Origin of the sequence: Xanthomonas sp. XNM01, from assembly GCF_014851915.1 — a bacterium.
GTDB lineage: Bacteria > Pseudomonadota > Gammaproteobacteria > Xanthomonadales > Xanthomonadaceae > Pseudoxanthomonas.
In genome coordinates this window covers 468,932-492,404 of sequence record NZ_JACVAP010000003.1, presented here as the reverse complement: position 1 = coordinate 492,404, position 23,473 = coordinate 468,932, and the positions used below count along the sequence as shown (strand labels likewise).

The following is a 23,473-nucleotide window of genomic DNA, read 5'->3' as shown; positions in this document are numbered from 1 at the left end:
GACGACCCTTTCCCGATGAGTACGCTCTCGATGTACACGGCCGCGATCCCGCCCTTCCTGCGCGCGCTGCGCAACCTGCGCCAGCTGCTGGCGCTGGGCGAGGCGCATGCGCGGCAGGCCGGCTATGCGCCGGAGGTGCTGCTGCAGGCGCGGCTGGCGCCGGACATGCGTCCGCTGCTGGACCAGGTGCAGATGGCCACCGACACCGCCAAGAACGGTGCCGCGCGCCTGGCCGGCCTGCAGGCGCCGGTCTTCGCCGACGAGGAAACCGACTTCGCCGGGCTGTACGCGCGGCTCGACCGCGCGATCGCCTATCTGCAGACCTTCGAGGCCGCGCAGTTCGAGGGCAGCCAGACGCGCCAGGTCAGCCTGGTCACGCGCCGCGGCGAGCAGCGCTTCGAAGGGCTGGCCTACCTGACCGGGTTCGCGCTGCCGAACCTGTACTTCCACGTCACCACCGCTTACGCCCTGCTGCGCCACAACGGCGTGCCGCTGGGCAAGCTCGATTACCTCGGGCGCGACTGAGCCCGGTGGCGTCACGTTTCACTCAAGCAAGGAGACATCGATGGATATCGGCATGATCGGCCTGGGCCGGATGGGCGCCAACATGGCGCAGCGCCTGCACCAGGGCGGCCACCGCGTGGTCGGCTTCGATCCGGGCGAGGCCGCGCGTGCCGCGGCCGCCGGACGCGGGCTGGAGACCGCCGACAGCCTGCAGGCCGTGGTGGCCGCGCTGCCGGCACCGCGCGTGCTGTGGCTGATGGTGCCGGCCGGCGAGCCGGTCGATGCGACTCTGGCCGCGCTGCGTCAGCTGCTGCAGGCCGGCGACGTGGTCGTCGATGGCGGCAATTCCAACTACCGCGACAGCCAGCGCCGTGCGCAGGCGCTGGACGGCACCGGCATCGCCTACCTGGACTGCGGCACCAGCGGCGGCATCTGGGGCCTGACCGAGGGCTACAGCCTGATGATCGGCGGCCCGGCCGACGCCGCGACGCGGCTGGCGCCGCTGTTCCAGACCCTGGCGCCGGCGCCCGACCGCGGCTGGGGCCATGTCGGCCCCAGCGGCGCCGGCCACTACAGCAAGATGATCCACAACGGCATCGAGTACGGAATGATGCAGGCCTATGCCGAGGGCTTCGCCCTGCTGGCGCGCAAGGAAGCGCTGGAGCTGGACGTGGCGCAGATCGCCGGCATCTGGCAGCACGGCAGCGTGGTCCGTTCCTGGCTGCTGGACCTGGCCGCCGACGCGCTGCAGGACAACCCGGCGCTGGAAGGCATCGCGCCGTACGTGGCCGACTCCGGCGAGGGACGCTGGACGGTGGCCGAGGCGATCGAGCTGGACGTGTCCGCGCCGGTGATCACCCTGTCGCTGCTGGAACGGCTACGTTCGCGCGAGAAGGACTCCTACTCGGACAAGCTGCTGGCCGCGCTGCGCAACGGCTTCGGCGGCCACGGCGTGCGCGCCGGCTAGGCGGTCCCGGCCGGCGCGCGGTGGCGGCGTGCTCAGTCCAGTGCGATCTCGCCGCGCCGCGCGTCGCTGGCGATGCCGGCTTCGATCAGCCGCATCGTCAGCAGCGCGTCCTGCGCGCTGACCGGCACCGGCGCGCCCTGCGCGATCGCGTCGCGCACGCCGGCGTAGTAGGCGCGGTAGTCGCCGGCGCTGGCGGCGGTGGCCTGCTCGGCCACGCTGCCATCGTCGTGGACGCGCAGCAGCGTCCCCGGCCGCGGATCGCGGCCCCAGTCCGGCCCGCCGGGGATCGCACCGGCGCGCAGCGCGTCCTCCTGCGGGTCCAGCCCGTGCTTGAGCCAGCTGCCGCGGTCGCCATGCACGGCGAAACGCAGGCCATGGCCCGGCACCAGCGAGCCGGCATGCAACAGCACACGCAGCCGCGCATAGCGCAGCTGCACGTGGAAGTAGTCCACCGTCTGCGCGTCGTCGCGCTGCATGCCCAGGTCGGCCTGGATCGCCAGCGGCATGCCGAACAGCTGCAGCGCCTGGTCGAGCAGATGCGGGCCGAGGTCGTACCACAGCCCCGCGCCCGGACCCGGACGGTCGCGCCAGCGGTCGGGCACCTGCGGGCGGAACCTGTCGAAGTGCGAGTGCACTTCGCTCACCCGGCCCAGCGTGCCGTTGGCGAGCAGGCCGCGCAGGCTCAGGAAATCGGCGTCCCAGCGCCGGTTGTGGAACACGCTGAGCACGCGCTGCGCGCGCTCGGCCGCCTCGATCACCGCGCCGGCTTCGGCGATGTCCAGCGCGAAGGGCTTGTCGACCACGACGTGCCTGCCCTGCGCGAGCGCCGCCGACGCCAGCGGCGCATGCGTGTGGTTGGGCGTGGCGATCACCACCAGGTCGATGTCCGCATCGGCGAAGGCGTCGTCCGGCGCCGCCAGCACCCGCACGTGCGGATGCAGCGCGGCGACCCTGGCCGCATCGCTGGACACCACGGTGTGCAGGCAAAGGCCGGGCGTGGCCTCGATCAAGGGCGCGTGGAAGACGCGGCCGGCCAGGCCGAAGCCGATCAGGGCGACGTTGAGCGGGGTGGCCATGCGATGTCCTTGCGTGCAGCGAGGCGGCCATTACACGCAGCCCGTGCGATGCCTGCAAGGCGCGCTTCTCGCCCCGCTCACCGCACTGAATGCTGCACAACCTTCACACCCGGATTCACCAGTGGTGTACGGGGGGCTGGGGAGACTGGCGCCACCAACCAAGGAGGTCACACCCATGCGCAAGTCCAAGCACGCCTCGATTCTCGTTGCCGCCCTGACGTCCGCCCTGGTCTTCTCCGGTGCGGCCATGGCCAACGACGACACCAAGAAGAATCCGGCGGCCGAACGCGACTCCAGCCAGCCGGTGAACGACACCTGGATCACCACCAAGGTCAAGTCCAGCCTGCTGGCCGACAGCGACGTTTCGGGCACCGACATCAAGGTCGATACCGTCAACGGCGTGGTCCACCTGAGCGGCCATGCGGCCACCCAGTCGCACATCGACAAGGCCAAGCGCATCGCCGGCGGCATCGAAGGCGTGACCAAGGTCGACACCTCGGCCCTGAAGGTCGGCGCCAGCGCCAAGAACTGAACCAGCGGTCCTGGTCTCCCGGTGTGACGACGGGAGGCCATCGGCGGCGCGGAGGCCCACCCGGCTCCGCGCCGCTTTCTTTTGAGCGGCCGCACGTTACAGCGCGTTACAGGCGCGGCGCATGAACAGGGCGTGGAGGGGGCAGGGGCCCGCGCGTCCGCCCGCGCCGGGCGCTTCGATAGAATCGCGCCTTCCGCCCACCGACAAGCACCGCCGATGCCCGCCGACCCCCGCGTCGAATCCCTGATCGCCCGCATGACCGTCGAAGAGAAGGTCGGCCAGCTCGGCGTCTTCGCCGACATGGTCCGGCCGTTCGCACCCGACGTGAATCCGGACGTGAACACCCGCAACGCCGGCGAAGTGCTCGAGCAGGTCCGCGCCGGCCGGGTCGGCGCCCTGTTCAACGGCGTGGGCGCGGCGCAGGGGCGCGAGATCCAGCGCGTGGCGGTGGAGGAGAGCCGGCTCGGCATTCCGTTGCTGCTGGCCGCCGACGTGATCCACGGCATGCGCACGGTGTTTCCGATCCCGCTGGGCGAGGCCGCCAGCTTCGAGCCGGACCTGGCGCAGCGCACCGCGCGCGCCACCGCAATCGAGGCGACCGCCGCCGGCATCCACTGGACCTACGCGCCGGCGGTGGACATCGCCCGCGACCAGCGCTGGGGCCGGGGGGCCGAGGGCTCGGGCGAGGACAGCCTGCTCGGCAGCCTGTTCGCCGCCGCGCGCGTGCGTGGTTTCCAGGGCAACGACCTGCGCGCGCACGACGCGCTGCTGGCCACGCCCAAGCACTTCGTCGCCTATGGCGCGGTCGCCGGCGGCATGGACTACAACTTCGTCGAGATCGCCGAAGGCACGCTGCGCGACGTGCACCTGCCACCGTTCAAGGCCGCGCTCGATGCCGGCGCGCTCACGGTGATGACCGCCTTCAACGACATCAACGGCGTGCCGGCCAGTGCCAACCGCGCGCTGCTGACCGACCTGCTGCGCGGGCAGTGGCAGTTCCCCGGCCTGGTCGTGTCCGACTACACCGCCGACATGGAACTGGTCGCGCACGGCTACGCCGAGGACGACCGCGACGCGACCCGGCTGGCGCTCACCGCCGGCATGGACATGAGCATGCAGAGCGGCTTCTACGCCGCGCACCTGCCGGGCCTGGTCGACAGCGGCGAGGTGCCGATGGAGACGCTGGACGAGTCGGTGCGGCGGGTGCTGACGGTGAAGGCGGCGATCGGCCTGCTCGACGACCCCTACCGCTCGCTGGACCCGGCGCGCGAGGCCGACACCGCGCACCTGGCCGCGCACGAGGCGCTGGCCCGCGATGCGGCGCGGCGTTCGATCGTGCTGCTGAAGAACGACGGCGACGTGCTGCCGCTGCGCGCCGGCCAGCGCATCGCCGCGATCGGCCCGTTCGTGCGCGACACCGACAACATCGAAGGCTGCTGGACCCTGTTCGGCGACAAGTCGCGCTACGTGACGCTGGAAGCCGGCCTGCGCGCCGGGCTGCCGGACGGCGCGACGCTGGACGTGGTCGACGGCTGTGGCCTGGAAGACGCACTGGACGGCGGCATCGCCGCGGCAGTCGCCGCCGCGCGCACGGCCGACGTGGTGCTGCTGGCGCTGGGCGAGCCGCAGCGCTACAGCGGCGAGGCGCAGTCGCGCACCCAGATCGTGCTGCCGGCCGCGCAGCAGGCGCTGGCCGAAGCGGTCGCCGCCACCGGCACGCCGGTCGTGGTGCTGCTGCGCAATGGCCGCGCGCTGGCGCTGCAGGGCGCGGTGCGCGACGCGCAGGCGATCGCGGTGACCTGGTTCCTCGGCAGCCAGACCGGGCATGCGGTGGCCGACGTGGTGTTCGGCGCGTACAGCCCGTCCGCGCGCCTGCCGGTCAGCTTCCCGCACGATTCGGGGCAGCAGCCGTTCTTCTACAACCATCCGCGCACCGGTCGCCCCGAGACGCCGGAGATGTCCGAGTTCAAGGCGCGCTGGCGCGAGTTCCCGCACACCGCGCTGTATCCGTTCGGGCACGGGCTCGGCTATGCGCGCTTCGAGTACGGTCCGACCGCGGTCGACGATGCGGTGCTGCAGTGGCAGGACCGCCTCACGGTGCGCGCGCTGGTCCGCAATGCCGGCACCCGCGCGGCCGAGGAGGTCGTGCAGCTCTACGTGCACGACCGGGTCGGCAGCCGCGTACGTCCGGTGCGTGAACTCAAGGGCTTCGCCAAGATCCTGCTGCAGCCCGGCGAGCAGCGCGAGATGACGTTCACCCTCACGCGTGCCGACCTGGCCTTCAGCCGCGCCGATGGCAGCGTGGGTGCCGAACCGGGCCGGTTCGATGTCTGGATCGCGCCGTCGTCCGTTGCGGGCACGCCGGCGACCTTCGAGCTGCGCGGCCCGGCCTGACGCCAGCGGCTGGCAGCAACGCCGCCGTCCGCGGCGGTTCGTGCTGCGTGGGGGGGCGTCCGGCACGTGCGCTGCGCCCGGTGCAAACGAGCAACGTCCAGGACGCCGCCGTCCACAAAAATGCCGACCGGATACCGGTCGGCACGTGTGGGGTGTGGTCGTGCAGCGCGCTTACGGCCCGCCGGGCTCCGACCCGCGGTTCCAGGCGCGCAGCGCAGCCATGCGGGCGCGCTCCCAGGCCAGCTTGGAAGTGCCCTTGGTCGCTTCCCAGTGGTTGCGGATCTCGTCCTCGACGCTGTCGAATTCGACGTCCGGATGGCGCTGGCGCGCCTCGTATCCGCCCTGGTAGGCCGCCTCGTAATCGTTGTAGCTGTCGCCCTCGGCGTAGTAGGGCTCGCGCTTGAATTGCTGGTTCCAGTAGCCGGAATCGCCGAACGGCTCGACCGGCGCGCGGCCCGGAACCTGGTAGCCGGTATTGGCATTCATCGCGTGTCCTCCTTCGTCATCGTGTCTGTGGGACCACGGTAGCGAAGTGCGGGTTAATGCCACTGGTCGGGCGCGTGATCGAGATGTTAGACCGCTGAACGCGACGCGCGAGGTGCGGCGCGACCTGGAGATCAGCCGACCGCGCTCGGCGCGTCGTAGGGCAGCGGCGTGGCACCGGCACGCACCACCGCCGGTTCGGCGATGCGCAGCTGGTCGTCGTCGGCCTCGATCACCAGCAGGATCTTTCCGGCCTCGATCGCCTCCTCGAAGCGGCGCCGTACCGGATCGGGCACGCCGGAACCGACCAGCGCCGACGACCAGCTGCCGACCAGCGCGCCGATCACCGTGATCAATCCGGCACCGGCCAGGGTGATGCCCAGCGGCGGCACCGCCACGGCAACCAGGCCGGCGACCAGGCCGACCGCGCCGCCGCCCGCCGCACCGCGCAGCGCGGCCGGGATGGTGTCGGTCTTGCCTTCGCGCATGTCGTCCGGGATCGCTTCCATCTCGATGTCCGAGCGTGCGATCAGGGCCAGGTCGTCGGCGTCGATGCCGGTTTCGCGCGCCGCGCCCAGCGCGGCCTGGGCGGCCGCCAGGTTCGGCGTGCTGTAGATGCGACGGTGCTTCATGCGGGGCGCTCCACTGCGGACGGACCGCCAATGTGTGCCGGCCGCGGTGACCCGCATGTGACGCGGGCGCCGGCCGCGGGCGCGTCGTTGCGCACGTTCACGCGGCGGCGGGAAACGTGCCCACCATGTCGTGGGCGGGCGCGGAGCCCGCCGCATCGCCGGTCGTCGCCGTGCCGCCGGCAGTCCGGGCTGCTACGCGCGGCGAGGCATCCGAAGAGGCCCGGCCTCAGCTGCGCCGCGGCAGCAGGTAGATCACGCCGCCGACCAGCGCGGCGATGCCCACCGCAGCCAGGTTGCCGAGGCTGGCGCTGGCCAGCAGCGCCAGCGACAGCGCGATGGCCAGCACCGGGATCAGCGGGCCACCGGGCAGGCGCAATGCGTCCGGGCGGTCGCCGTAGCGCCGCGCCAGCACGATCACCGCCGCCGCGGTGCCGATGTAGGCCAGCAGGCGGGTGACCATCGACAGCAGGGCCAGCTGCACGAACGAGCCCCACAGCGCGAGCCCGAGCGCGATCACGCCCTGGGTGACGATGGCCGCGGCCGGCGTGCGGAAGCGCGGATGGATCGCGGCCAGGTAGCGCGGGCCATGGCCATCGGCGGCCAAGGCGTACAGGAAGCGCGGGCCGAGCATCATCGTGTTGCTGTTGGTGCCCAGGATCGAGATCGTCGCGCCGATGGTCAGCAGCAGGGCCAGCGCCTCGCCGCCGAAGCTGGCGGCCGCATCGGCCAGCGGCGTGGCCGAGCCGGCGAGGCCGGTCAGCGTGCCCTGCGCGACCAGCTGCACCAGCACGTAGATCAGGGTGACCGTGGTGATCATGGTCAGCAGCGCGAACGGCACGTCGCGGCGCGGATTGCGGTACTCGCCGGCCGCGGCCGGGATGTTCTCGAAGCCGGCATAGGCGAACAGCAGCAGCAGCGCGGCCTCGCCGAGGTTGCCCAGGTCGCCGGCGCCCGGCGGCTTGCCGGCCAGCGCCCACGACCAGTCGACGTAGAACAGGCCGATGGCGATGAACAGCAGCAGCGGCACCAGCTTGCCGATCACCAGCGCCACGCCGGTGCGCGCGGCCGACTTCACGCCGATCACGTTGATGCCGGTCAGGAAGGCCAGCGAGGCGACGATGACGAAGGCACGCCCGGCACCGCCCGACGCCGGTGCCCAGAAGCGGCTGACCGCGTCGGCCAGGCCGTTGCTGAGCGAGGCGGCCGAGGCGATGCGGGTCAGCCAGATCATCCAGCCGATCTCGAAGCCGACGAAGCGGCCGAAGGCCTCGCGCGCATAAAGGTAGCTGCCGCCGGGCTGGTCGAAGTAGCTGGCCGCCTGCGCGTAGCACAGCACCAGCAGGGCCACGACCAGGCCGGCCAGCAGCACCGCCCAGATGCTGGCCGGGCCGAGCAGCAGGAAGGTCGCCGCGGGCAGCAGGTAGATGCCGCTGCCGATCACGTCGTTGATCGACAGGCCGACGATCTGCCAGCGGCTGACCGCGCGGACCAGGCCGGGATGGGTCTCGTTGCCGCTGTCCGGTGCGCCGCTCATCGCGCCGCCTCCGGAAGCGTCCACGGCCCGGCCAGGCGCCGGTACTGCGCCTCGGGCAGCAGTACGAAGCGCGGCTGCGCGGCGGGATCGAGCCAGGCCAGCAGGTCGCGCATGTCGGCGTCCTCCATCGCGGTGCAGCCGGCGGTGGTCTCGCCGGGGGTGCGCCACAGGTGGGCGAAGATGCAGCTGCCGTCGCCGGGCACGTTGCCCGCGTTGTGCTCGATCACGAACCCGAGCCGGTAGCGCGGATCGCCGCTGTCGTGCAGGTCCAGGCGCATCGGCTCGGTCGAACCGTCGACCGCGTCGCGGCCGACCTGGTCGGCGTCGACGATGGTGTTGTAGAGCGGCGAGGCCGGCACGTCCATGCAGTAGTGCGACTGCCGCATCGGTGCGTACGGCAGCCGGGTATCGGCCGCGGCGGCGTAGCCGAACGCGGTGCCCAGCGCGAAGATGCCGGCCGGGCTGCGGCCGTCGCCCTCGCGCTTGCGCGGGCCATCGGCGGCATCGGCGGCCGCGTGCAGGCCGGTGCCCCAGGCGCTGCCGGCGCGTCCGATCGACACCGGGAACGCGCCCGCCTGGCGCCAGGCGGCACCGTCGTCGTCGCGTTCGTAGCGGTGCAGCGTGCCCTGCGTCGCGTCCCAGCCGGCGGTGGTCACCAGCACCAGCTGGCGGCTTCCTGCGAGCGCGCTGGCGGCCGGCGCGTCGGCCGCGGCGGTCGCGGGCGCCAGCACCGCGAGCACGGCCAGCAGGCGGCGCAGCAGCGGTCGGGCGTGGCGGTGGACGGGCGTCGTCATCGGGCGGGGCCTCGTGCGGTGTCAGGTATCCAGCAGCCGCTGGATGCGTTCCAGGTTGATGCCGAGCTGGCGGTGCCGGTCCGGATTGGACTGGCACAGCAGCACGAACACGAAATCGAGCAGGTACTGCAGCGACGAACGGTACAGCAGCTGCTCGATGTGCGGGGCCGGATCGTGCGCCGAGATCGCCAGCGCGGCATCGGCGTGCGCGCGCAGCGGGTTGGCGGTGTGCCGGGTGATCGACACCACCTGGCCGTCGCAGGCCTGGAACTGGCGGCTGATCTGCGACAGCTCCGGCAGCTGGCCGAACTCGGAGAACATCAGCAGCAGGTCGCCGGGGCGCGCGGCCGACAGGTTGGCCATCATCAGGATCGGGTCGGCGTGATGGACGGTGAGCACGCCCACCAGCGACAGCCGCATCGCGAACTCGCGGGCGAACAGGCCGTCGTCGCCCAGCCCGCAGACGAAGACCTTGCCGGCGCCGTCGAGCATCGACACGATCCGCTCGATGTGCCGGCGCGGGTTGAGCAGCCGGGTTTCCTCCTCGGCCTCGGCCTTGCTGCGGCGCAGGGCCTCCTCCAGCCGCATGTAGGCATCGGCGGCGGCGGGCGCCTCGGTGCTGGCGGCCGCGCCGCTGCCGCGGGCCAGGGCCTGTCCGACGCTGTACTTGAGGTCCGGATAGCCCTTGAAGCCGCACTTCTGGCTGAACTTGACCACGCTGGACTGGCTGACGCCCAGCGCGCTGGCCAGCTGCTGCGAGGAGTAGTCGCGCAGCAGGTGGGCGTTGTCGAGGATGAAATCGGCGATGCGGCGTTCGATCGCCGACATCTGGTCGCGCTCGGAACGGATCTTCAGCAGCGGAGCCACGGCAGCCCTCCCTGGCCGGGCACGGCGACGACGGCGCGTGCCGGCGCCCTCATCGGCGCAGCATCTCCAGCCCGCGGATCTCGCTGATGCCCAGCCCCGGCGCATCGGTGATGGTGATTTCCGACTCGTCGAAGATCACGCCGCCCTCGACCGGGTTGAACCGGCCGAGCGAGGGCCCGTCCAGGTCGATCTTGGTGATCGCATCGGCCTTGGCCACCGCCAGGTGCACCGCGGCGGCCACGCTGATGCTCGATTCGAGCATGCAGCCGATCATGCACTGCAGGCCGTGCAGCGCGGCGATGTCGGCGACCTTGATCGCATTGGACAGGCCGCCGGTCTTCATCAGCTTGATGTTGATGATGTCGGCGGCGCGGTTGCGGATCAGGTCGAACACCTGGCCCGGTCCGAACACGCTCTCGTCGGCCATCACCGGGGTGTGCACGCGTTCGGTGACGTAGCGCAGGCCATCGATGTCGGCGGCCTTGACCGGCTGCTCCAGCAGTTCCAGGACCACGCCGGCCGCTTCCAGCGCGTGCATCGCGTGCACCGCCTGCTTGGCGGTCCAGCCCTGGTTGGCGTCCAGCCGCAGCAGCGCGCGGCCGTCGACCGCGGCATGGATCGCCTTGACCCGCTCCACGTCCACGCCGATGTCCTTGCCGACCTTGATCTTGAGCGAGTCGAAGCCGCGTTCGACCGCGGCGATCGAGTCGGCCACCATCTTGTCGATGTGGTCCACGCTGATGGTGATGTCGGTAGTGATCACCGGGTCGCCGCCGCCGAGCAGCTTGTACAGCGGCGCGCCGTAGAGCTGCGCCCACAGGTCGTAAAGGGCGATCTCGACCGCGGCCTTGGCGCTGGTGTTGCGTTCCAGCGCGCCCTGGACCAGGCCGCACAGCCGGTTGAGGTCGGCCACGTCCTGGCCGAGCAGGCGCGGCTTGATGAAGCGCTCGATCGCCTCGACGATCGAACCGTGGGTGTCGCCGGTGATGACCGCGGTCGCCGGCGCCTCGCCGTAGCCGGTGTGGCCGCTGTCGGTGTCGACCAGGACCACGATGTCCTCGATCGTCTCCACGGTGCGCAGCGCGGTCTTGAACGGGGTCTTCAGCGGCACGCGCAGCATGCCCAGGCGGATGTCGGTGATCTTCATGGGGTGGCCGCGGGCCGGATCCTCTGGATGCTGGTGATGCGCTCGACGTAGGTCGCGGTGTCGTTGAACAGCAGCGGTTCGAGCGGGGTGACGGCGACGCCGTTGAGCTTGCCCTGCACGCGCACGCCGTCGTCGCCCAGCCAGCCGCCGCCGGCGGTGTCGTGGATCACGTAGCTCAGGCCGTTCTCGTGGCCGATGGCCATCATCACGTGGCCGGGAATGTAGATCAGGTCGCCGACCTGCAGGTCGGCCAGCGCCGCGCGCCGCGCGTCGGCATCGGCGTCCTTCAGCGGCAGCCTGTCGAGCGCGGGGCTCACCGCCTGCGCACTGGTGTTGCGCGGCAGCAGTACGCCGAAACTGCGGTAGATCTCGGAGACGAAGCCGCTGCAATCGCGGGTGTCGTAGTCGTGGCCCCAGCCGTAGCGCTCGCCGAGGAACTTGAACGACTGCAGCAGCAGGTTGCGCGGGGTCAGCGGCAGGTAGTCGGCGGCGGTGTCGGCGGTCTTCGGCAGCAGCGCCGGCACCAGCTGCAGGCGGCCCTGCCGGTCGCGGATCGGCAGTTCGATCACGTGCGAGGCGTAGGGATGCTGGCCGTTGACCGGCTGGTCGGCCGGCCAGTCGGCCAGCACCGGCACGCGCACGCCCATGTCCAGCTGCAGGCGCGAGACCTGCGGCTGCTCGGGCGTGAAGGTGGTCGCCACGGTCGCGCCGGTGACGATCCGGAACGGCGCCTTCGCGCCGTAGCCGAGCACCTGGTCGCGCCCGCCGATGGCCACGGCGTCGGCCTCGATCCAGGCCAGGTAGCGCTGGCTGGCGACGAACAGCCACTGGCCGTCGCGGCTGGCGTGCAGCACCGCGACCGCGTCGCCGGGAAACAGCGCCGATTCCTGGAAGCGGTCGATGTCGGTATCGCCGATGGCGCTGAAGGCGCGCTCGCGGGTCGGGAACGCGCGCAGCGCCGCGCGCTGCACGACCAGGCCCAGCGCCAGCGGACGCGACGCCGGCACCTGGTCCAGGGCCAGCGCGTCGTCCAGCGCCTGCAGGCGTTCGGCCGAGAACACCGCTCCGTCGGCGTCGTACAGGGTGCGGCTGGGTGGCGCGGACAGGCGTGCGATCGCCTCGCGCACCATCGCCGCCGGCAGGTCCGCCGGCAATGCGCGCAGATCGTGGATGGAGGGATCCTCGGCGCGCATCCGCGCGTTCTGCGCGTCGATGCCGGCGCGGTCGAGCACGATCCGGTCGGGATCGGGCAGGCGCGCGATCCAGTGCTGGGCGGACAAGTGGACCTCCTCGATGCCGGGGACCGCCAGCGCTCCGGTGGTCGGGCGGGCGGCGAGCGGGGACAGACCGGCCAGCAGCAGGCAGGCGATCAGCCCCGACCAGCGCCACGCCGAATGCGTGCGTTGCAGCCTCATCGGCGATGTCCTCCGGCGTCGTGACCCCTGCGTGGAATACTTAATTCCTGCGGGTGGAAATTGCAAGAATAAATTATTGACCGCGTCGTCGGAGGCGTGTTACACCGACAGCGCGCCGGTGTTGCAAGTGGTCGGCGTGCGACAGGGGAAGAGTCGTGCAGGACGCAGGTTCCAGCGTGCCCCGGAGACGTTCCGGGAACCGGGACCGCAATGCCGGCCGGTGGTCGCAGCCGGCGGCGGGTCGTGTACCGCGAGAGGGCGGTCGCGGCCGGCATCGGCAACCGTGAGGACGCACAGCCGGTTCAGGGGAGTCGGGGAATCCGGCGGGCTGCACGGTCGCTTCATCCAGTTACAGCGTGTCCCAACCATCGGTCCAGGAGAGAGAGACCCATGTCCGTTCGAACCCCGCATCCGAAGCGCCATCGTCTCGCCGTGGCGCTGCTGGCGTCGCTGTGTGTGCCCACCATCGCCGCCGCGCAGGACACGCCGTCCACCCAGGCACCGCAGGAACTGGACCGCGTCACCGTGACCGGTTCGCGCATCAAGCGCACCGACATCGAGGCCGCGCTGCCCGTCACCGTGATGCAGAAGCAGGAGATCGAACAGCAGGGCATCACCTCGGCCGAACAGCTGCTGCAGTTCCTCAACATCGCCAGCAACAGCTCCGACAGCCTGGCCGCCAACAGCGGCATCGCGCCGCCCGGCACGCGCGGCAACAACGGCGTGTCCGGCGCCAACCTGCGTGGTCAGGGCGCCGACGCGACCCTGGTGCTGCTCAATGGGCGCCGCGTGGCCACCCATGGCCTGGCCGGCCAGGTCGTTGACCTGAACTCGATCCCGTTCGCGGCGATCGAGCGGGTCGAGGTCCTGCGCGACGGCGCCTCGGCGGTGTACGGCACCGATGCGATCGGCGGCGTCATCAACTTCATCACCCGCAACGACTACCGCGGCGCGGCGATCACCGGCGGCGTCGACGTGACCGAGGAGGGCGGCGGCAACATCTACACCGCCAACATCATCGGCGGCGCCGGCGACCTCGACAGCGACCGCTGGAACGTCTGGGGCGCGGTCAGCTACAAGCGCAACGAGATCCTGCGCGGCAGCGACCGCGATTTCTCCAACAGCTTCCAGGCCGACCGCGGCCTGTCGCCCGATACCAGCGGCACGCCGTTCGCGACCGTGACCAACCTGGCCGGCGGCCTGATCAGCGGCAATCTGGTCGATCCGCGCGACGGCGCGCTGATCTCGCGCCCCAACATCCTCGACCTGCCGGGCGGTGCGGGCTGCGAAGCCGGCGGCGACATGATGGGGCCGTACGACGAGCGGATCTGGGCGCAGACGGTCAACCGTTACGCCTGCGCCTGGGACTACGGCCGCGCACGCACCATCCAGCAGCCGGTGGAGTCGGTGCAGTTCCTCGGCCGCGCGACCTTCATGCTGTCCGACAACCACCAGGCCTACGTCGAGTTGATGGGCTCGGACGTCAAGGCGACGCGCCACTTCGAAGCACAGCAGATCTCCTCGTCGATCCCGACCACGCCGACCGCGGCGGCGACCGCGCTGGACGCCTATCCGCTCAACGACCTGACGCGCGAGACCTACGACATGGTCTACAACGCGCTGGCCGACTACTTCGGCACCGCCAACCTGGTCTACGGCAATCCGATCAACTACCGCTGGCGCTGCTACGCCTGCGGCCCGCGCCAGATCGAGACCAGCACCAAGTCCGCGCGCCTGGTGCTCGGCTTCGAAGGTTCGCTGGGCAGCTGGGACTACAGCGCCGGCCTGTCGCGCGCGGTCAGCCGCTCCGAGTCCGTGCTCGGCACCGGCTACTACTACACCCCGCAGCTGAAGGCGGCGCTGGCGTCGGGCCTGCTCAACCCGTTCCTGATGCCCGGCCAGGAGCAGAGCGAGGCGGCGATGTCCGCCCTGCGTGCCGCCTCGGCCGCGGGCGTGCAGCTCTACCGTGGCGAGACCACCAGCACCATCCTCGATGCCAGCTTCTCCGGCGGCCTGGGCTTCAACCTGCCCGGCGGCGAGGTGCAGGCCGCGGTGGGCGCGGACCTGCGTCGCGAGGAGTACGAGTTCAACGGGCCGGCCGCCGCGGCTGGCGGCAACGCCTGGATCTTCGGCGCGCCGGGCGATGCGGTGAACTACCTGGCTCCGGTCCACCGCGACGTGAAGGCGGTCTTCGTCGAGGCCTACCTGCCGCTGTTCGACTCGCTGGAACTGACCCTGGCCGGCCGCCACGACCGCTACGACGGCTTCGGTGGCACCACCAACCCGAAGTACTCGTTCAAGTACCAGCCGGTCGAGTGGCTGGCGTTCCGCGGCGCGTACAGCACCGGCTTCAAGGTGCCCAGCTTCGCCCAGCTGTTCCGCGGCACCACCGAGAGCGTGTACACCGCACGCGGCCTCGCCGATCCGGCCACCTGCCCGGGCGCCATTCCCAACCCGGCCGTGGCCGGTTGCGAGGAGATCACCGGCATGACGGTGCTCAGCGGCGGCAACCCCAACCTGGCGCCGGAGGAGTCCAAGCAGAAGAGCATCGGCTTCGTGCTCGCGCCGACCGCCAATTTCAACCTCAGCGTGGACTGGTGGGAGATCGAGCGCATCAACACGATCCGCGGCGTGACCCTGGACACGCTGATCGCCGAGTACGACCTGTTCACGGCCAACTGGATCCGCGACGCCAGCGGCGAGGTCGTCCAGATCGACCAGCGCTTCGTCAACACCGGCGGCACCCTGACCCGCGGCGTCGAGCTGGACGCCAACCTGGTCGGCGAACTGGCCGGCGGCAACTGGCGCCTGCACCTCAACGGCAACTACCTGGACACCTTCAAGAGCAAGAGCCTGGCCTCGCAGCCGTACGGCGACAGCACGGTGGGCCTGTACGAGCCGTACTTCAACCTGCCGCTGAAGTGGAAGCACACGCTGGGCTTCACCTGGAGCAAGGGCGACTGGATCCACTCGCTGACCCAGATCTACCGCGACGGCTACACCGACTACGTGCCGCCGGGCATCCGCAACGGCAGCTACATGCCGGAGCGCTGGGAGCCGGAGGTGGACGACTACACCACCTACAACTACAGCGTGGCGTGGACCGGCATCGACAGCCTCAAGCTCACCTTCGGCGTGCGCAACGTGCTGAACACCGATCCGCCGTTCACCCTGCGCTACCTGGACCACGGCGACGGCGCCGGCTGGGATGCGCGTGTGGGCGATCCGCGCGGCCGTGCGTTCACCCTGCAGGCCGAATACACGTTCTGATGCGGAACGGCGTGTTCGCGTGGTTGCAGCGGAGCGGCCCCCGTGCGGGCCGCCTCCGCCTGCTGGCAGCGGGCCTGGCCCTGGCGTGGAGCGGTGCCGCAGCGCAGGCCGCGGCACCGCCGTTGCCGTCGCCGGAGGCGGTGGACGCGGCCGTGCTGCGGACCATGGAGCGCTTTTCGCTGCCGGGCATCGCGGTCGGCGTGATCGTCGATGGCGAGGTGGTCTACCGCGGCACGCACGGCGAGCTCCGCGCGGACAGCGGCGAGCCGGTCGATGCCGGCAGCCTGTTCAAGATCGCCTCGCTCAGCAAGGCGATGACCACCGCGGTGCTGGCACGCCAGGTCGATGCCGGGCTGCTGGCCTGGGACGACCCGGTCCGCCGGCATCTGCCGCAGTTCCGCATGCACGATGCCTGGGTGACCGAGCACATGCAGGTGCGCGACCTGCTGATCCACAACAGCGGGCTCGGCATCGGTGCCGGCGATCTGATGCTGTGGCCGGAGCCGAACGCGTTCGACCGCGACGACATCATCGCCGCGCTCGCCCACCTGCGGCCGACCCACAGTTTCCGTTCGCATTACTCCTACGACAACCTGCTCTACGTGGTGGCCGGCGAGGTCGCGGCGCGGGTCGCCGGCAAGCCGTACGCGCAGCTGGTGCACGAGGAGGTGTTCGCGCCGCTGGGCATGCAGCGCTGCCAGGCCGGCGCGTGGTCGCGCGACGCGGTGGGCAACGTCGCCCAGCCGCACATGCCGCAGGACGGCCGCAACGTGGTGGTGCGCGAGGACGGGCCGCAGATTCCGGATACCGCCTCGATGGCCGCCGGCGGCATCCGCTGCGGGCTGGACGACATGCTGGCCTGGATGCGCGCCTGGCTCGATCCGTCGGCCGCGCCGGACTGGCTGTCCGAGACCCAGCGCCGCGCGCTGTGGACGCTGCACCAGCCGATGCCGATCTCGCGCCGGATGCGCGAGGAGGACCGCACCCGCATGTACGGCTACGGCTACGGCTGGCGCATCTCGGACGTGGACGGCGAATGGATGGTCGCGCACACCGGCACCCTGATGGGCATGTACGCCTCGCTGGTGCTGCTGCCGGACCGCCGCAGCGGCTTCGTGATCCTGATCAACGGGCAGGGCGGCGAGGCGCGCAGCGTGCTCGGCCAGGTGCTGACCCGTGCCTTCACCCGCGACGCGCTGGCACTGGATGTCGACGCCAGTGCGGACGCGGCGGCGCGTGCGCGGGCGCAGGCCGCAGCGGGCGGCGCGACCGCGCGCGCCACGGCGCCGGACACCTCGGCGCGGCTGCCGGTCTCCGCACGCGATTTCGCCTGGACCGGCACATGGCGCGATCCGTGGTTCGGCGATGTCTCGCTGTGCGCGCGCGGCGACGCCATCGGCTTCCGCGCGCACAAGTCGCCGCGCATGTCCGGCCGGGTGATGCAGGTCGGCGGGCGCTATCTGGTCGAATGGGACGACCGCAGCGTCGACGCCGAGCCCTGGCTGGACTTCAGCCGTCCCGGCCGTGGATCGGCGCGATTGGCGATGTCGCACGTCGACCCCGACGCCGACTCCAGTTACGACTACGGCGACCTGGCGCTGGAGCGCGTCGCCGGCTGCGGACGCTGAGCCGCCCCTTCCGCCATCCGATGCCGCTGCAGGAGTTCCCGATGCACGCCCAGTCCCCGATCCCGCCCGCGCCCGCACGCCCGATCTCCTGGCGGAGCCTTCGCCTGGCACTGCTCGCGGCCGCCGCGCTGCTGCTGGCCGCCTGCAGCCATGCGCCGCAGCGCAATCCGATCGCGCAGTGGGTGCCGTCGGACAACCACGATGCGCGCCGGCCGGTGCTGGTGGTGCTGCATTTCACCGACCAGGACTCGGTCCAGCGCAGCCTGGACACGCTGCGCACCCGCAATGCCGGCGGGCGGGTCAGCGCGCACTACCTGGTCGGCCGCGACGGCGACCTGTACCAGCTGGTCAGCGACGAGCGCCGCGCGTGGCACGCCGGCGCCGGCTCGTGGGGCACCATCGGCGACGTGAACTCGGCATCGATCGGCATCGAGATCGACAACGACGGGCACTCGCCGTTTCCACCGGCGCAGGTGCAGACGCTGATCGCGCTGCTGGAGGACCTGTGCACGCGCTGGCGGATCCCGCGCAGCGCGATCATCGGCCACGAGGACCTGGCGCCGACCCGCAAGCGCGATCCCGGCCCGCTGTTTCCCTGGAAGACGCTGGCCGAGGCCGGCTTCGGCCTGTGGCCGGCCGCCGATGCGCCGCCCGCGCCCGCGGGCTTCGATCCGTGGCTGGCGATGCGCGTGCTCGGCTATCCCATCGCCGACCGCAGCGCCGCGGTGCGTGCGTTTCGCAGCCGCTACCGCGGCGATGAGCTGACCACCTTCGATGCCGAGGATCTGCGCATCCTACACGCGCTGACCCTGTACCCCGAGCCGGCTGTGCTGCGGCCCGCGGCAGCCGAAGGCGACCTGCCTTGACCGGGGCGGGCGCGATGCGGGCGCGTACCGCCATGAGGTCGCGTCGTCGCCGGCGCGTGGTCGCGCTTGCCTCGCTGCTGGTCGCGGTACTGCTGTCGGCGGGCGGTGTGGCGGCGCCGGTCGTCTCGCCGGCCCGCGATGCCGCCGAGGCCGGGCTGGTCGATGTGGCGACGCTGGCACCGGATCTGCACGTGCGCATGCGCTACGTCGGCGACGACAACTTCACCGGTGCGCCGGTGCCCGGCTACGAAGCCAACCGCTGCTACCTGCTGCGTCCGGCGGCCGAGGCGCTGGCGCGCGTCCAGCAGGCGCTGCGTGCCGACGGGCTGGGGCTGGAGATCTTCGACTGCTACCGGCCGGTGCGCGCGGTGCGCAGTTTCGTGGCCTGGGCCGCGGCGCCGGACGACCCGGCGAGCAAGGCGCGCTTCTATCCGCAGGTCGACAAGGGCGCGCTGGTCCCGGACTACATCGCCGACAGGTCCGGCCACAGCCGTGCCGCCACGGTCGACCTCACCCTGGTGCGCTGCGCCGATGGCCGCTGCACGCCTCTGGACATGGGCACCGGTTTCGACCTGTTCGGCCCCGCCGCGCATACCGATGCGCCCGGGCTGACGCCCGAGGTGCGCGGCAACCGCCAGCGTCTGGTGCAGGCGATGGCCGCGTAGGGGTTCGTCAACTATCCGCTGGAGTGGTGGCACTTCAGCCTGCGGCCGGAGCCCGATCCGCAGACCGCCTACGATGTGCCCGTGCGCTGACGCGCGCAGCCGCCTTCATCTAGGACGCCGCATGCCGTTCGCCGACATCCACTGCCCGTACTGCGGCGAGCCCATCGGCCTCGTGCTCGACACCTCCGCCGGCGACCAGCATTACATCGAGGACTGCCAGGTCTGCTGCCGGCCGATCGTGGTCATGCTCCAGGTCGACATCGACGGCCAAGCGCAGGTGTCGGCGCGGCGCGAAGACGAGGCCTGAGCCGGGACGGCTGCCGCGCAGGCGCGCGTATCGGCGGCGGCCCGCATCCGCGCCGGACCGGCGCGGGCAGGCCGCGATGGCGCGACAGGTAGACTGCGCGCTTCCTCCACCTCCCGGAACGCGATGAACCTGCCCCTGCATTACGGCCTGCTCGGCGCACTGGAAGCCGGCCTGATCGCCTTCGTGATCGGCGTGCTCGTGTACGCCGGCTGGGTCTGGGTCTGCCGGCGCGCGGCGCTGACGATCGGGCATGCGATCGGCTGGAGTGGCGCCATCGCGGTGGTCATCGGCGCCGGCATCGATGCCTGGAACCTGTTCTACCTGGGCATCGCCCGGCTCGAGTCGCCGTTGTACGCGCGGCTGGCCCTGGCCGGCATCCATGATGCGGACAATCTGGGCACGCGGGTCATGTTCGAGGTCATCGGAGCCCTGTGCGGCGTGGTGCTGGGCTGGTGGGTGTTCAGCGGGCGTTTCGCGGCTGCGGACGCCGAAGAGGGGCGTCCGGCACCCGGGAAAGAAGCCGCAGATCCCGATTCAACCGGCGGCTAACCCGGCCCTCACCAGCGGCTAACCGGCGTCCTAGCGCGACTTCCCGCGGCGGTGGTTAAGCAGATGTTGCCGGCCCCGCCGCGCTGCAAGAGCGGTTCATTCCAGCGGTCGCAAGGTGCGGGCCGTGACGCGGTGCCACGCACCGTCACGCTCAAAACCACCAGGAGACACGCCATGAAGACCACCACCCGACTGACCGCCGCTCCGCTGATGATCCTGGGCATGCTCGCCGCCGCGCCGCTGGCGTTCGCCCAGACCCAGCCGACCACCGCCACCGAGGCGCAGGCCGAACAGCAGGCCCAGCAGATGCAGCAGGCACAGCAGGCCACCGGCGCCGCCCAGCAGCAGGCGCAGCAGTCGCAGGGCAGTGGCCAGGCCATGGGCTGGGCCGACCTCGATGTCGACGGCGACGGCAACATCAGCAAGGAAGAAGCGCAGCGCCACACCGGCCTGTCCAGCGTCTTCGACGAGGCCGACACCAACGGCGACGGCCAGCTGACCCCGGACGAGTACCGTGGCTTCATCCAGGCCCAGCAGGACGCCGCGACCCAGAACTGATCGGGCATCGATCGCGCCGCATTCCGCGGCTGCAGCACACGCACGGGGCGGGCCTTCGGGTCCGCCCCGTCGTCTTGCGGGAACCGGGCCGGCGCGGGGAGGAACGAGCCGGTATGCTGCGCCTCCCCGCACATCGCAGGACCTGGCAATGCAGCAGATCGGACTGGTGGGCTTCGACGGCGACGACACGCTCTGGCGCAGCGAGGACTACTACCGCAAGGCCGAGGCCGACTTCGAGGCGATCCTCGGCCACTACATCGATCTGAACGACCCGCGCGTGCTCGGCCACCTGCTCGCGGTGGAACGCCGCAACCTGAAGATCTTCGGCTACGGCGTGAAGGGCATGACCCTGTCGATGATCGAGGCGGCGATCGAACTCACCGATGCGCGCATCAGCGCCGGCGACATCCAGCAGGTGATCGAGATCGGGCGCACCACGCTGCAGCATCCGGTGGAGTTGATCCCCGGCATCCGCGAGGCGGTCGCCGCGATCGCGGCCGAGGTGCCGGTGGTGCTGATCACCAAGGGCGACCTGTTCCACCAGGAAGCCAAGATCGCCAGCTCCGGCCTGTCCGACCTGTTCCCGCGGATCGAGATCGTCTCCGAGAAGGACCCGCCGACCTACGCCCGGGTGCTGGCCGAGTTCGGGCTGGAGGCCTCGCAGTTCGTGATGGTCGGCAACTCGCTGCGCTCGGACATCGAGCCGGTGGTGCGGCTGGGCGGCTGGGGCATCCACATGCCGTACGAGGTGACCTGGGCGCACGAGGCCGAGCACGGCCTGGACGATGCCCATCCGCGCGTGCTGACGGTCGAGCAGGCCGACGCGCTGCCTGCCGCGGTCAGCCGGATCGCGCAGCAGGCCGCGGTGGCCTGAGCGCGTCGCCTACAGGCAGCACGCCGGGCCACGGCGCCGTCCATCGCTGCAGCGCGGGCGGCGTCTGCGGCACAATGCCGGCATGCAAGCGTCCTGGCTGCGCCACGTGCTGGTTCCCGTCCTGCTGATCCTCGGCGGGGGCATCGCCGATGCGCTCGCGCAGGCCACGCCGACGCCGTCGGCTGCCGCAGCCGGGCCGCGCGCGCCGGCCACCGGCGATGGCTGGCTGGACCGACAGCTGCTGGACATCGACCGCTATGCGGCGCGCTATCCGGACGCGTTCGCCGACGAACTGGAGCGCTATGCCGGCGTACCGCGTGCCTACACGCAGGCGCTGGCGCAGCAGCCCGGCTGGCATCCCGGCGACGTGTGGTTCGCCTGCGTTCTCGGCCGCGCCGTACAGGCGACGTGTCGGGCGGTGGTCCGGCAGCGGGCGGTCGCCGGTCCCGACGCGGACTGGTCGGCGGTCGCCGAAGGCTTCGAGGCGGCACCGGGCGGCGCGGCCTATCGCAGCATCCGCCTGGCCCTGGCCGACAGTTACCGGCGCTGGGCGCGCCCGCTCGACGCCGATGCCGCGCTGCGCCGCGCCCTGCGCGAGCGCGAGCGCGAGCAGGCCAGGCAGCGCGACGAGGCCGCCACCACGCGCTGAACGCGGCCGGCGGGGCGGGCCGGGACGCGCCGGCTACAATGCGCCGATGATGTCCGCCGCTTCCCGCTACCGCGATTCCCTGCGCCTGTCCGTCGCGCCGATGATGGACTGGACCGACCGGCATTGCCGGGTGTTCCACCGCATCCTGGCGCCCAATGCGCGGCTGTACACCGAAATGGTGCACGCCAACGCGGTCCGGCTGGGCGATCGCGAGCGCCTGCTCGGCTTCTCGGCGTCCGAACAGCCACTGGCGCTGCAGCTCGGCGGCAGCGATCCGGCCCTGCTGGCCGAGGCCGCGCGCATCGCCCAGGACTGGGGCTATGCCGAGGTCAACCTCAACTGTGGCTGCCCGTCCGACCGGGTCCAGGCCGGGCGCTTCGGCGCCTGCCTGATGCGAGAGCCGGCGCTGGTGGCCGAGTGCGTGGCGGCGATGGCCGGCGCGGCGTCGCTCCCGATCACGGTCAAGTGCCGGCTCGGCGTGGACGAGGACAACGACTACGACAAGTTCGCGGCCTTCGTCGACCAGGTCGTCGCGGCCGGCAGCGCGATGGTCGTGGTGCACGCCCGCAATGCCTGGCTGCAGGGGTTGTCGCCGAAGGAGAACCGGGAGATCCCGCCGCTGCGCTACGACTGGGCGTACCGGCTCAAGCGCGAACGGCCGGCGCTGCCGGTGGTGCTCAACGGCGGCATCGCCACCGTCGAGGCGGCGCTTGCGCACCTGCCGCAGGTCGACGGGGTGATGCTGGGGCGCGCCGCCTACCACGATCCCTATGAGCTGCACCGGCTGGACGCGGCCCTCTACGGCGGCCCGGTGCGCGAGCGCGCCGAGCTGCTGCGCGCACTGCGCCCCTACGTCCAGGCGCAGCTCGATGACGGCGTCGCGCTCAAGCACATCACCCGCCACCTGCTGGGCCTGTTCCATGGCCAGCCCGGCGGGCGCGCGTTCCGGCAGGTGCTGAGCGAGCAGGCGCACCGGCCGGGCGCCGGCTGGGACCTGATCGAACAGGCCCTGGCGATGACCGGCGGCGACCGCCGCAGCGCCGCCTGACGCAACGCCGCCCCCGCCCGGAGCGTCGCCCTCCGCTCGGATGAAGCGAACTGCTCACGCCTGCGCGGGAGCCGGTCATGCGCGTGGCGTCAGCCGGTCCAGAAGCGTCCGCATGCAGGGTCGACAAACGGCGCAGCAAGCTGAACGCGCCGGCCGCGCCATGTGGATAAGTTCAGATCGGATTCACGGCTTTCTAACGAACATGCGGGTCCAGCCTCGCGACCGCGGGACGTGGTCGGTCCCAGCCTCGCAGCGCCCATTTCCGTTAGGATCCAAGGATGTTTCGCCGGTTACTGTCCGCCATCGCCCTGATCGCCTCCGCCGCACTGGCAGGGGATGTCGTGGCGCAGTCCGCCCGCCCGCCGGCCGACGGCATGGCGCGAGCGGTGGGCCAGCGCCCGCACATGGCGCCGTCGCGGCTCGACGGTGCGATGCCCGACCGGGCGCAGGCGGAGATGCCGCCGTCGCGCGAACCGAACCGCCAGGAGATGCGTTCGCTGTCCGAGGCGGTGCGGAGCGTGCAGCGGCGTACCGGTGGACAGATCCTCGGTGCCGAACGCGTGCCCTACGAGGGCGGCGTGATCACCCGGATCAAGTACATGGACGATCGCGGCCGGGTCCGCTATATGGATGACCCCGGCGGGCCCGGCGAGCGTCGCTCGCGCGCGCCGCGACGCGCCGATAACGACGAACGGTAGACCATCGGACGGTCAT

Annotated in this window: 21 protein-coding genes and 2 pseudogenes; 15 read left to right on the top strand and 8 right to left on the bottom strand. The window is 71.5% G+C overall.

Features of this window, described 5'->3' with window-relative positions:
* Positions 1-15 precede the first annotated feature (15 nt).
* Positions 16-525 (top strand): DUF1993 domain-containing protein, encoded by a 510-nt coding sequence (locus IB242_RS13495; RefSeq protein ID WP_192280152.1) that lies wholly within the window; start codon positions 16-18, stop codon positions 523-525.
* A gap of 40 nt (positions 526-565) precedes the next feature.
* Complete coding sequence (gnd, locus tag IB242_RS13490; RefSeq protein WP_192280150.1) at positions 566-1,471, top strand: phosphogluconate dehydrogenase (NAD(+)-dependent, decarboxylating); 906 nt, start codon at positions 566-568, stop codon at positions 1,469-1,471.
* A 32-nt stretch (positions 1,472-1,503) separates the two neighbouring features.
* Here gnd and IB242_RS13485 read toward each other — a convergent pair whose 3' ends face one another.
* Positions 1,504-2,547, bottom strand: coding sequence for an oxidoreductase (locus IB242_RS13485; RefSeq protein WP_192280146.1), 1,044 nt, complete (start codon positions 2,545-2,547; stop codon positions 1,504-1,506).
* A gap of 175 nt (positions 2,548-2,722) precedes the next feature.
* On the opposite strand from IB242_RS13485, the gene IB242_RS13480 reads away from it, so the two are divergent.
* Positions 2,723-3,079 (top strand): BON domain-containing protein, encoded by a 357-nt coding sequence (locus IB242_RS13480; RefSeq protein ID WP_192280143.1) that lies wholly within the window; start codon positions 2,723-2,725, stop codon positions 3,077-3,079.
* A 216-nt stretch (positions 3,080-3,295) separates the two neighbouring features.
* A complete protein-coding gene (locus IB242_RS13475; protein WP_192280140.1) occupies positions 3,296-5,473 on the top strand; it encodes a glycoside hydrolase family 3 N-terminal domain-containing protein in 2,178 nt (725 codons plus the stop codon).
* Positions 5,474-5,644: 171 nt separating this feature from the next.
* Here IB242_RS13475 and IB242_RS13470 read toward each other — a convergent pair whose 3' ends face one another.
* From IB242_RS13470 to IB242_RS13440, 7 genes are all read right to left on the bottom strand, one after another.
* Complete coding sequence (locus tag IB242_RS13470) at positions 5,645-5,959, bottom strand: hypothetical protein (RefSeq protein ID WP_192280137.1); 315 nt, start codon at positions 5,957-5,959, stop codon at positions 5,645-5,647.
* A 131-nt stretch (positions 5,960-6,090) separates the two neighbouring features.
* Positions 6,091-6,588, bottom strand: coding sequence for a hypothetical protein (locus IB242_RS13465; RefSeq protein ID WP_192280134.1), 498 nt, complete (start codon positions 6,586-6,588; stop codon positions 6,091-6,093).
* A gap of 226 nt (positions 6,589-6,814) precedes the next feature.
* Positions 6,815-8,122, bottom strand: coding sequence for an APC family permease (locus IB242_RS13460; RefSeq protein WP_192280132.1), 1,308 nt, complete (start codon positions 8,120-8,122; stop codon positions 6,815-6,817).
* Positions 8,119-8,916 (bottom strand): L,D-transpeptidase family protein, encoded by a 798-nt coding sequence (locus tag IB242_RS13455; protein WP_192280129.1) that lies wholly within the window; start codon positions 8,914-8,916, stop codon positions 8,119-8,121. The genes IB242_RS13460 and IB242_RS13455 overlap by 4 nt, the downstream gene beginning before the upstream one ends.
* Positions 8,917-8,937: 21 nt before the next feature.
* A complete protein-coding gene (locus IB242_RS13450) occupies positions 8,938-9,783 on the bottom strand; it encodes a MurR/RpiR family transcriptional regulator (protein ID WP_192280126.1) in 846 nt (281 codons plus the stop codon).
* A gap of 49 nt (positions 9,784-9,832) precedes the next feature.
* Positions 9,833-10,930, bottom strand: a complete 1,098-nt coding sequence (locus IB242_RS13445) for a dipeptide epimerase (RefSeq protein ID WP_192280123.1) — start codon at positions 10,928-10,930, stop codon at positions 9,833-9,835.
* Entirely contained in the window at positions 10,927-12,345 is a 1,419-nt protein-coding gene (locus IB242_RS13440; protein WP_192280120.1) for an SH3 domain-containing protein, read from the bottom strand. The genes IB242_RS13445 and IB242_RS13440 overlap by 4 nt, the downstream gene beginning before the upstream one ends.
* Before the next feature lie 390 nt (positions 12,346-12,735).
* Here IB242_RS13440 and IB242_RS13435 point away from each other — a divergent pair, with 390 nt between their 5' ends.
* The 11 genes and pseudogenes from IB242_RS13435 (at position 12,736) to IB242_RS13385 (ending at position 23,457) form a co-directional block, all read left to right on the top strand.
* Positions 12,736-15,615, top strand: a complete 2,880-nt coding sequence (locus IB242_RS13435) for a TonB-dependent receptor (RefSeq protein ID WP_192280117.1) — start codon at positions 12,736-12,738, stop codon at positions 15,613-15,615.
* 11 nt (positions 15,616-15,626) lie between these two features.
* A complete protein-coding gene (locus IB242_RS13430) occupies positions 15,627-17,243 on the top strand; it encodes a serine hydrolase (RefSeq protein ID WP_343237145.1) in 1,617 nt (538 codons plus the stop codon).
* A gap of 41 nt (positions 17,244-17,284) precedes the next feature.
* Complete coding sequence (locus tag IB242_RS13425) at positions 17,285-18,109, top strand: N-acetylmuramoyl-L-alanine amidase (RefSeq protein WP_192280111.1); 825 nt, start codon at positions 17,285-17,287, stop codon at positions 18,107-18,109.
* Positions 18,110-18,123: 14 nt separating this feature from the next.
* Positions 18,124-18,864, top strand: a pseudogene (locus tag IB242_RS13420) (M15 family metallopeptidase).
* A 31-nt stretch (positions 18,865-18,895) separates the two neighbouring features.
* Positions 18,896-19,081, top strand: coding sequence for a CPXCG motif-containing cysteine-rich protein (locus IB242_RS13415; protein ID WP_192280108.1), 186 nt, complete (start codon positions 18,896-18,898; stop codon positions 19,079-19,081).
* A 123-nt stretch (positions 19,082-19,204) separates the two neighbouring features.
* A complete protein-coding gene (locus IB242_RS13410; RefSeq protein WP_192280105.1) occupies positions 19,205-19,630 on the top strand; it encodes a hypothetical protein in 426 nt (141 codons plus the stop codon).
* Between the two features lie 174 nt (positions 19,631-19,804).
* Entirely contained in the window at positions 19,805-20,188 is a 384-nt protein-coding gene (locus IB242_RS13405; RefSeq protein WP_192280102.1) for an EF-hand domain-containing protein, read from the top strand.
* A 148-nt stretch (positions 20,189-20,336) separates the two neighbouring features.
* Positions 20,337-20,969: pseudogene (locus IB242_RS13400) on the top strand (HAD family hydrolase); the annotation flags it as partial.
* Positions 20,970-21,144: 175 nt separating this feature from the next.
* A complete protein-coding gene (locus IB242_RS13395; RefSeq protein ID WP_192280098.1) occupies positions 21,145-21,711 on the top strand; it encodes a hypothetical protein in 567 nt (188 codons plus the stop codon).
* Positions 21,712-21,757: 46 nt separating this feature from the next.
* A complete protein-coding gene (dusA, locus tag IB242_RS13390) occupies positions 21,758-22,759 on the top strand; it encodes a tRNA dihydrouridine(20/20a) synthase DusA (protein WP_192280096.1) in 1,002 nt (333 codons plus the stop codon).
* Between the two features lie 431 nt (positions 22,760-23,190).
* The gene (locus IB242_RS13385; RefSeq protein ID WP_343237151.1) at positions 23,191-23,457 is read left to right on the top strand and encodes a hypothetical protein; all 267 of its coding nucleotides are present in this window, start codon (positions 23,191-23,193) and stop codon (positions 23,455-23,457) included.
* Positions 23,458-23,473 lie beyond the last annotated feature (16 nt).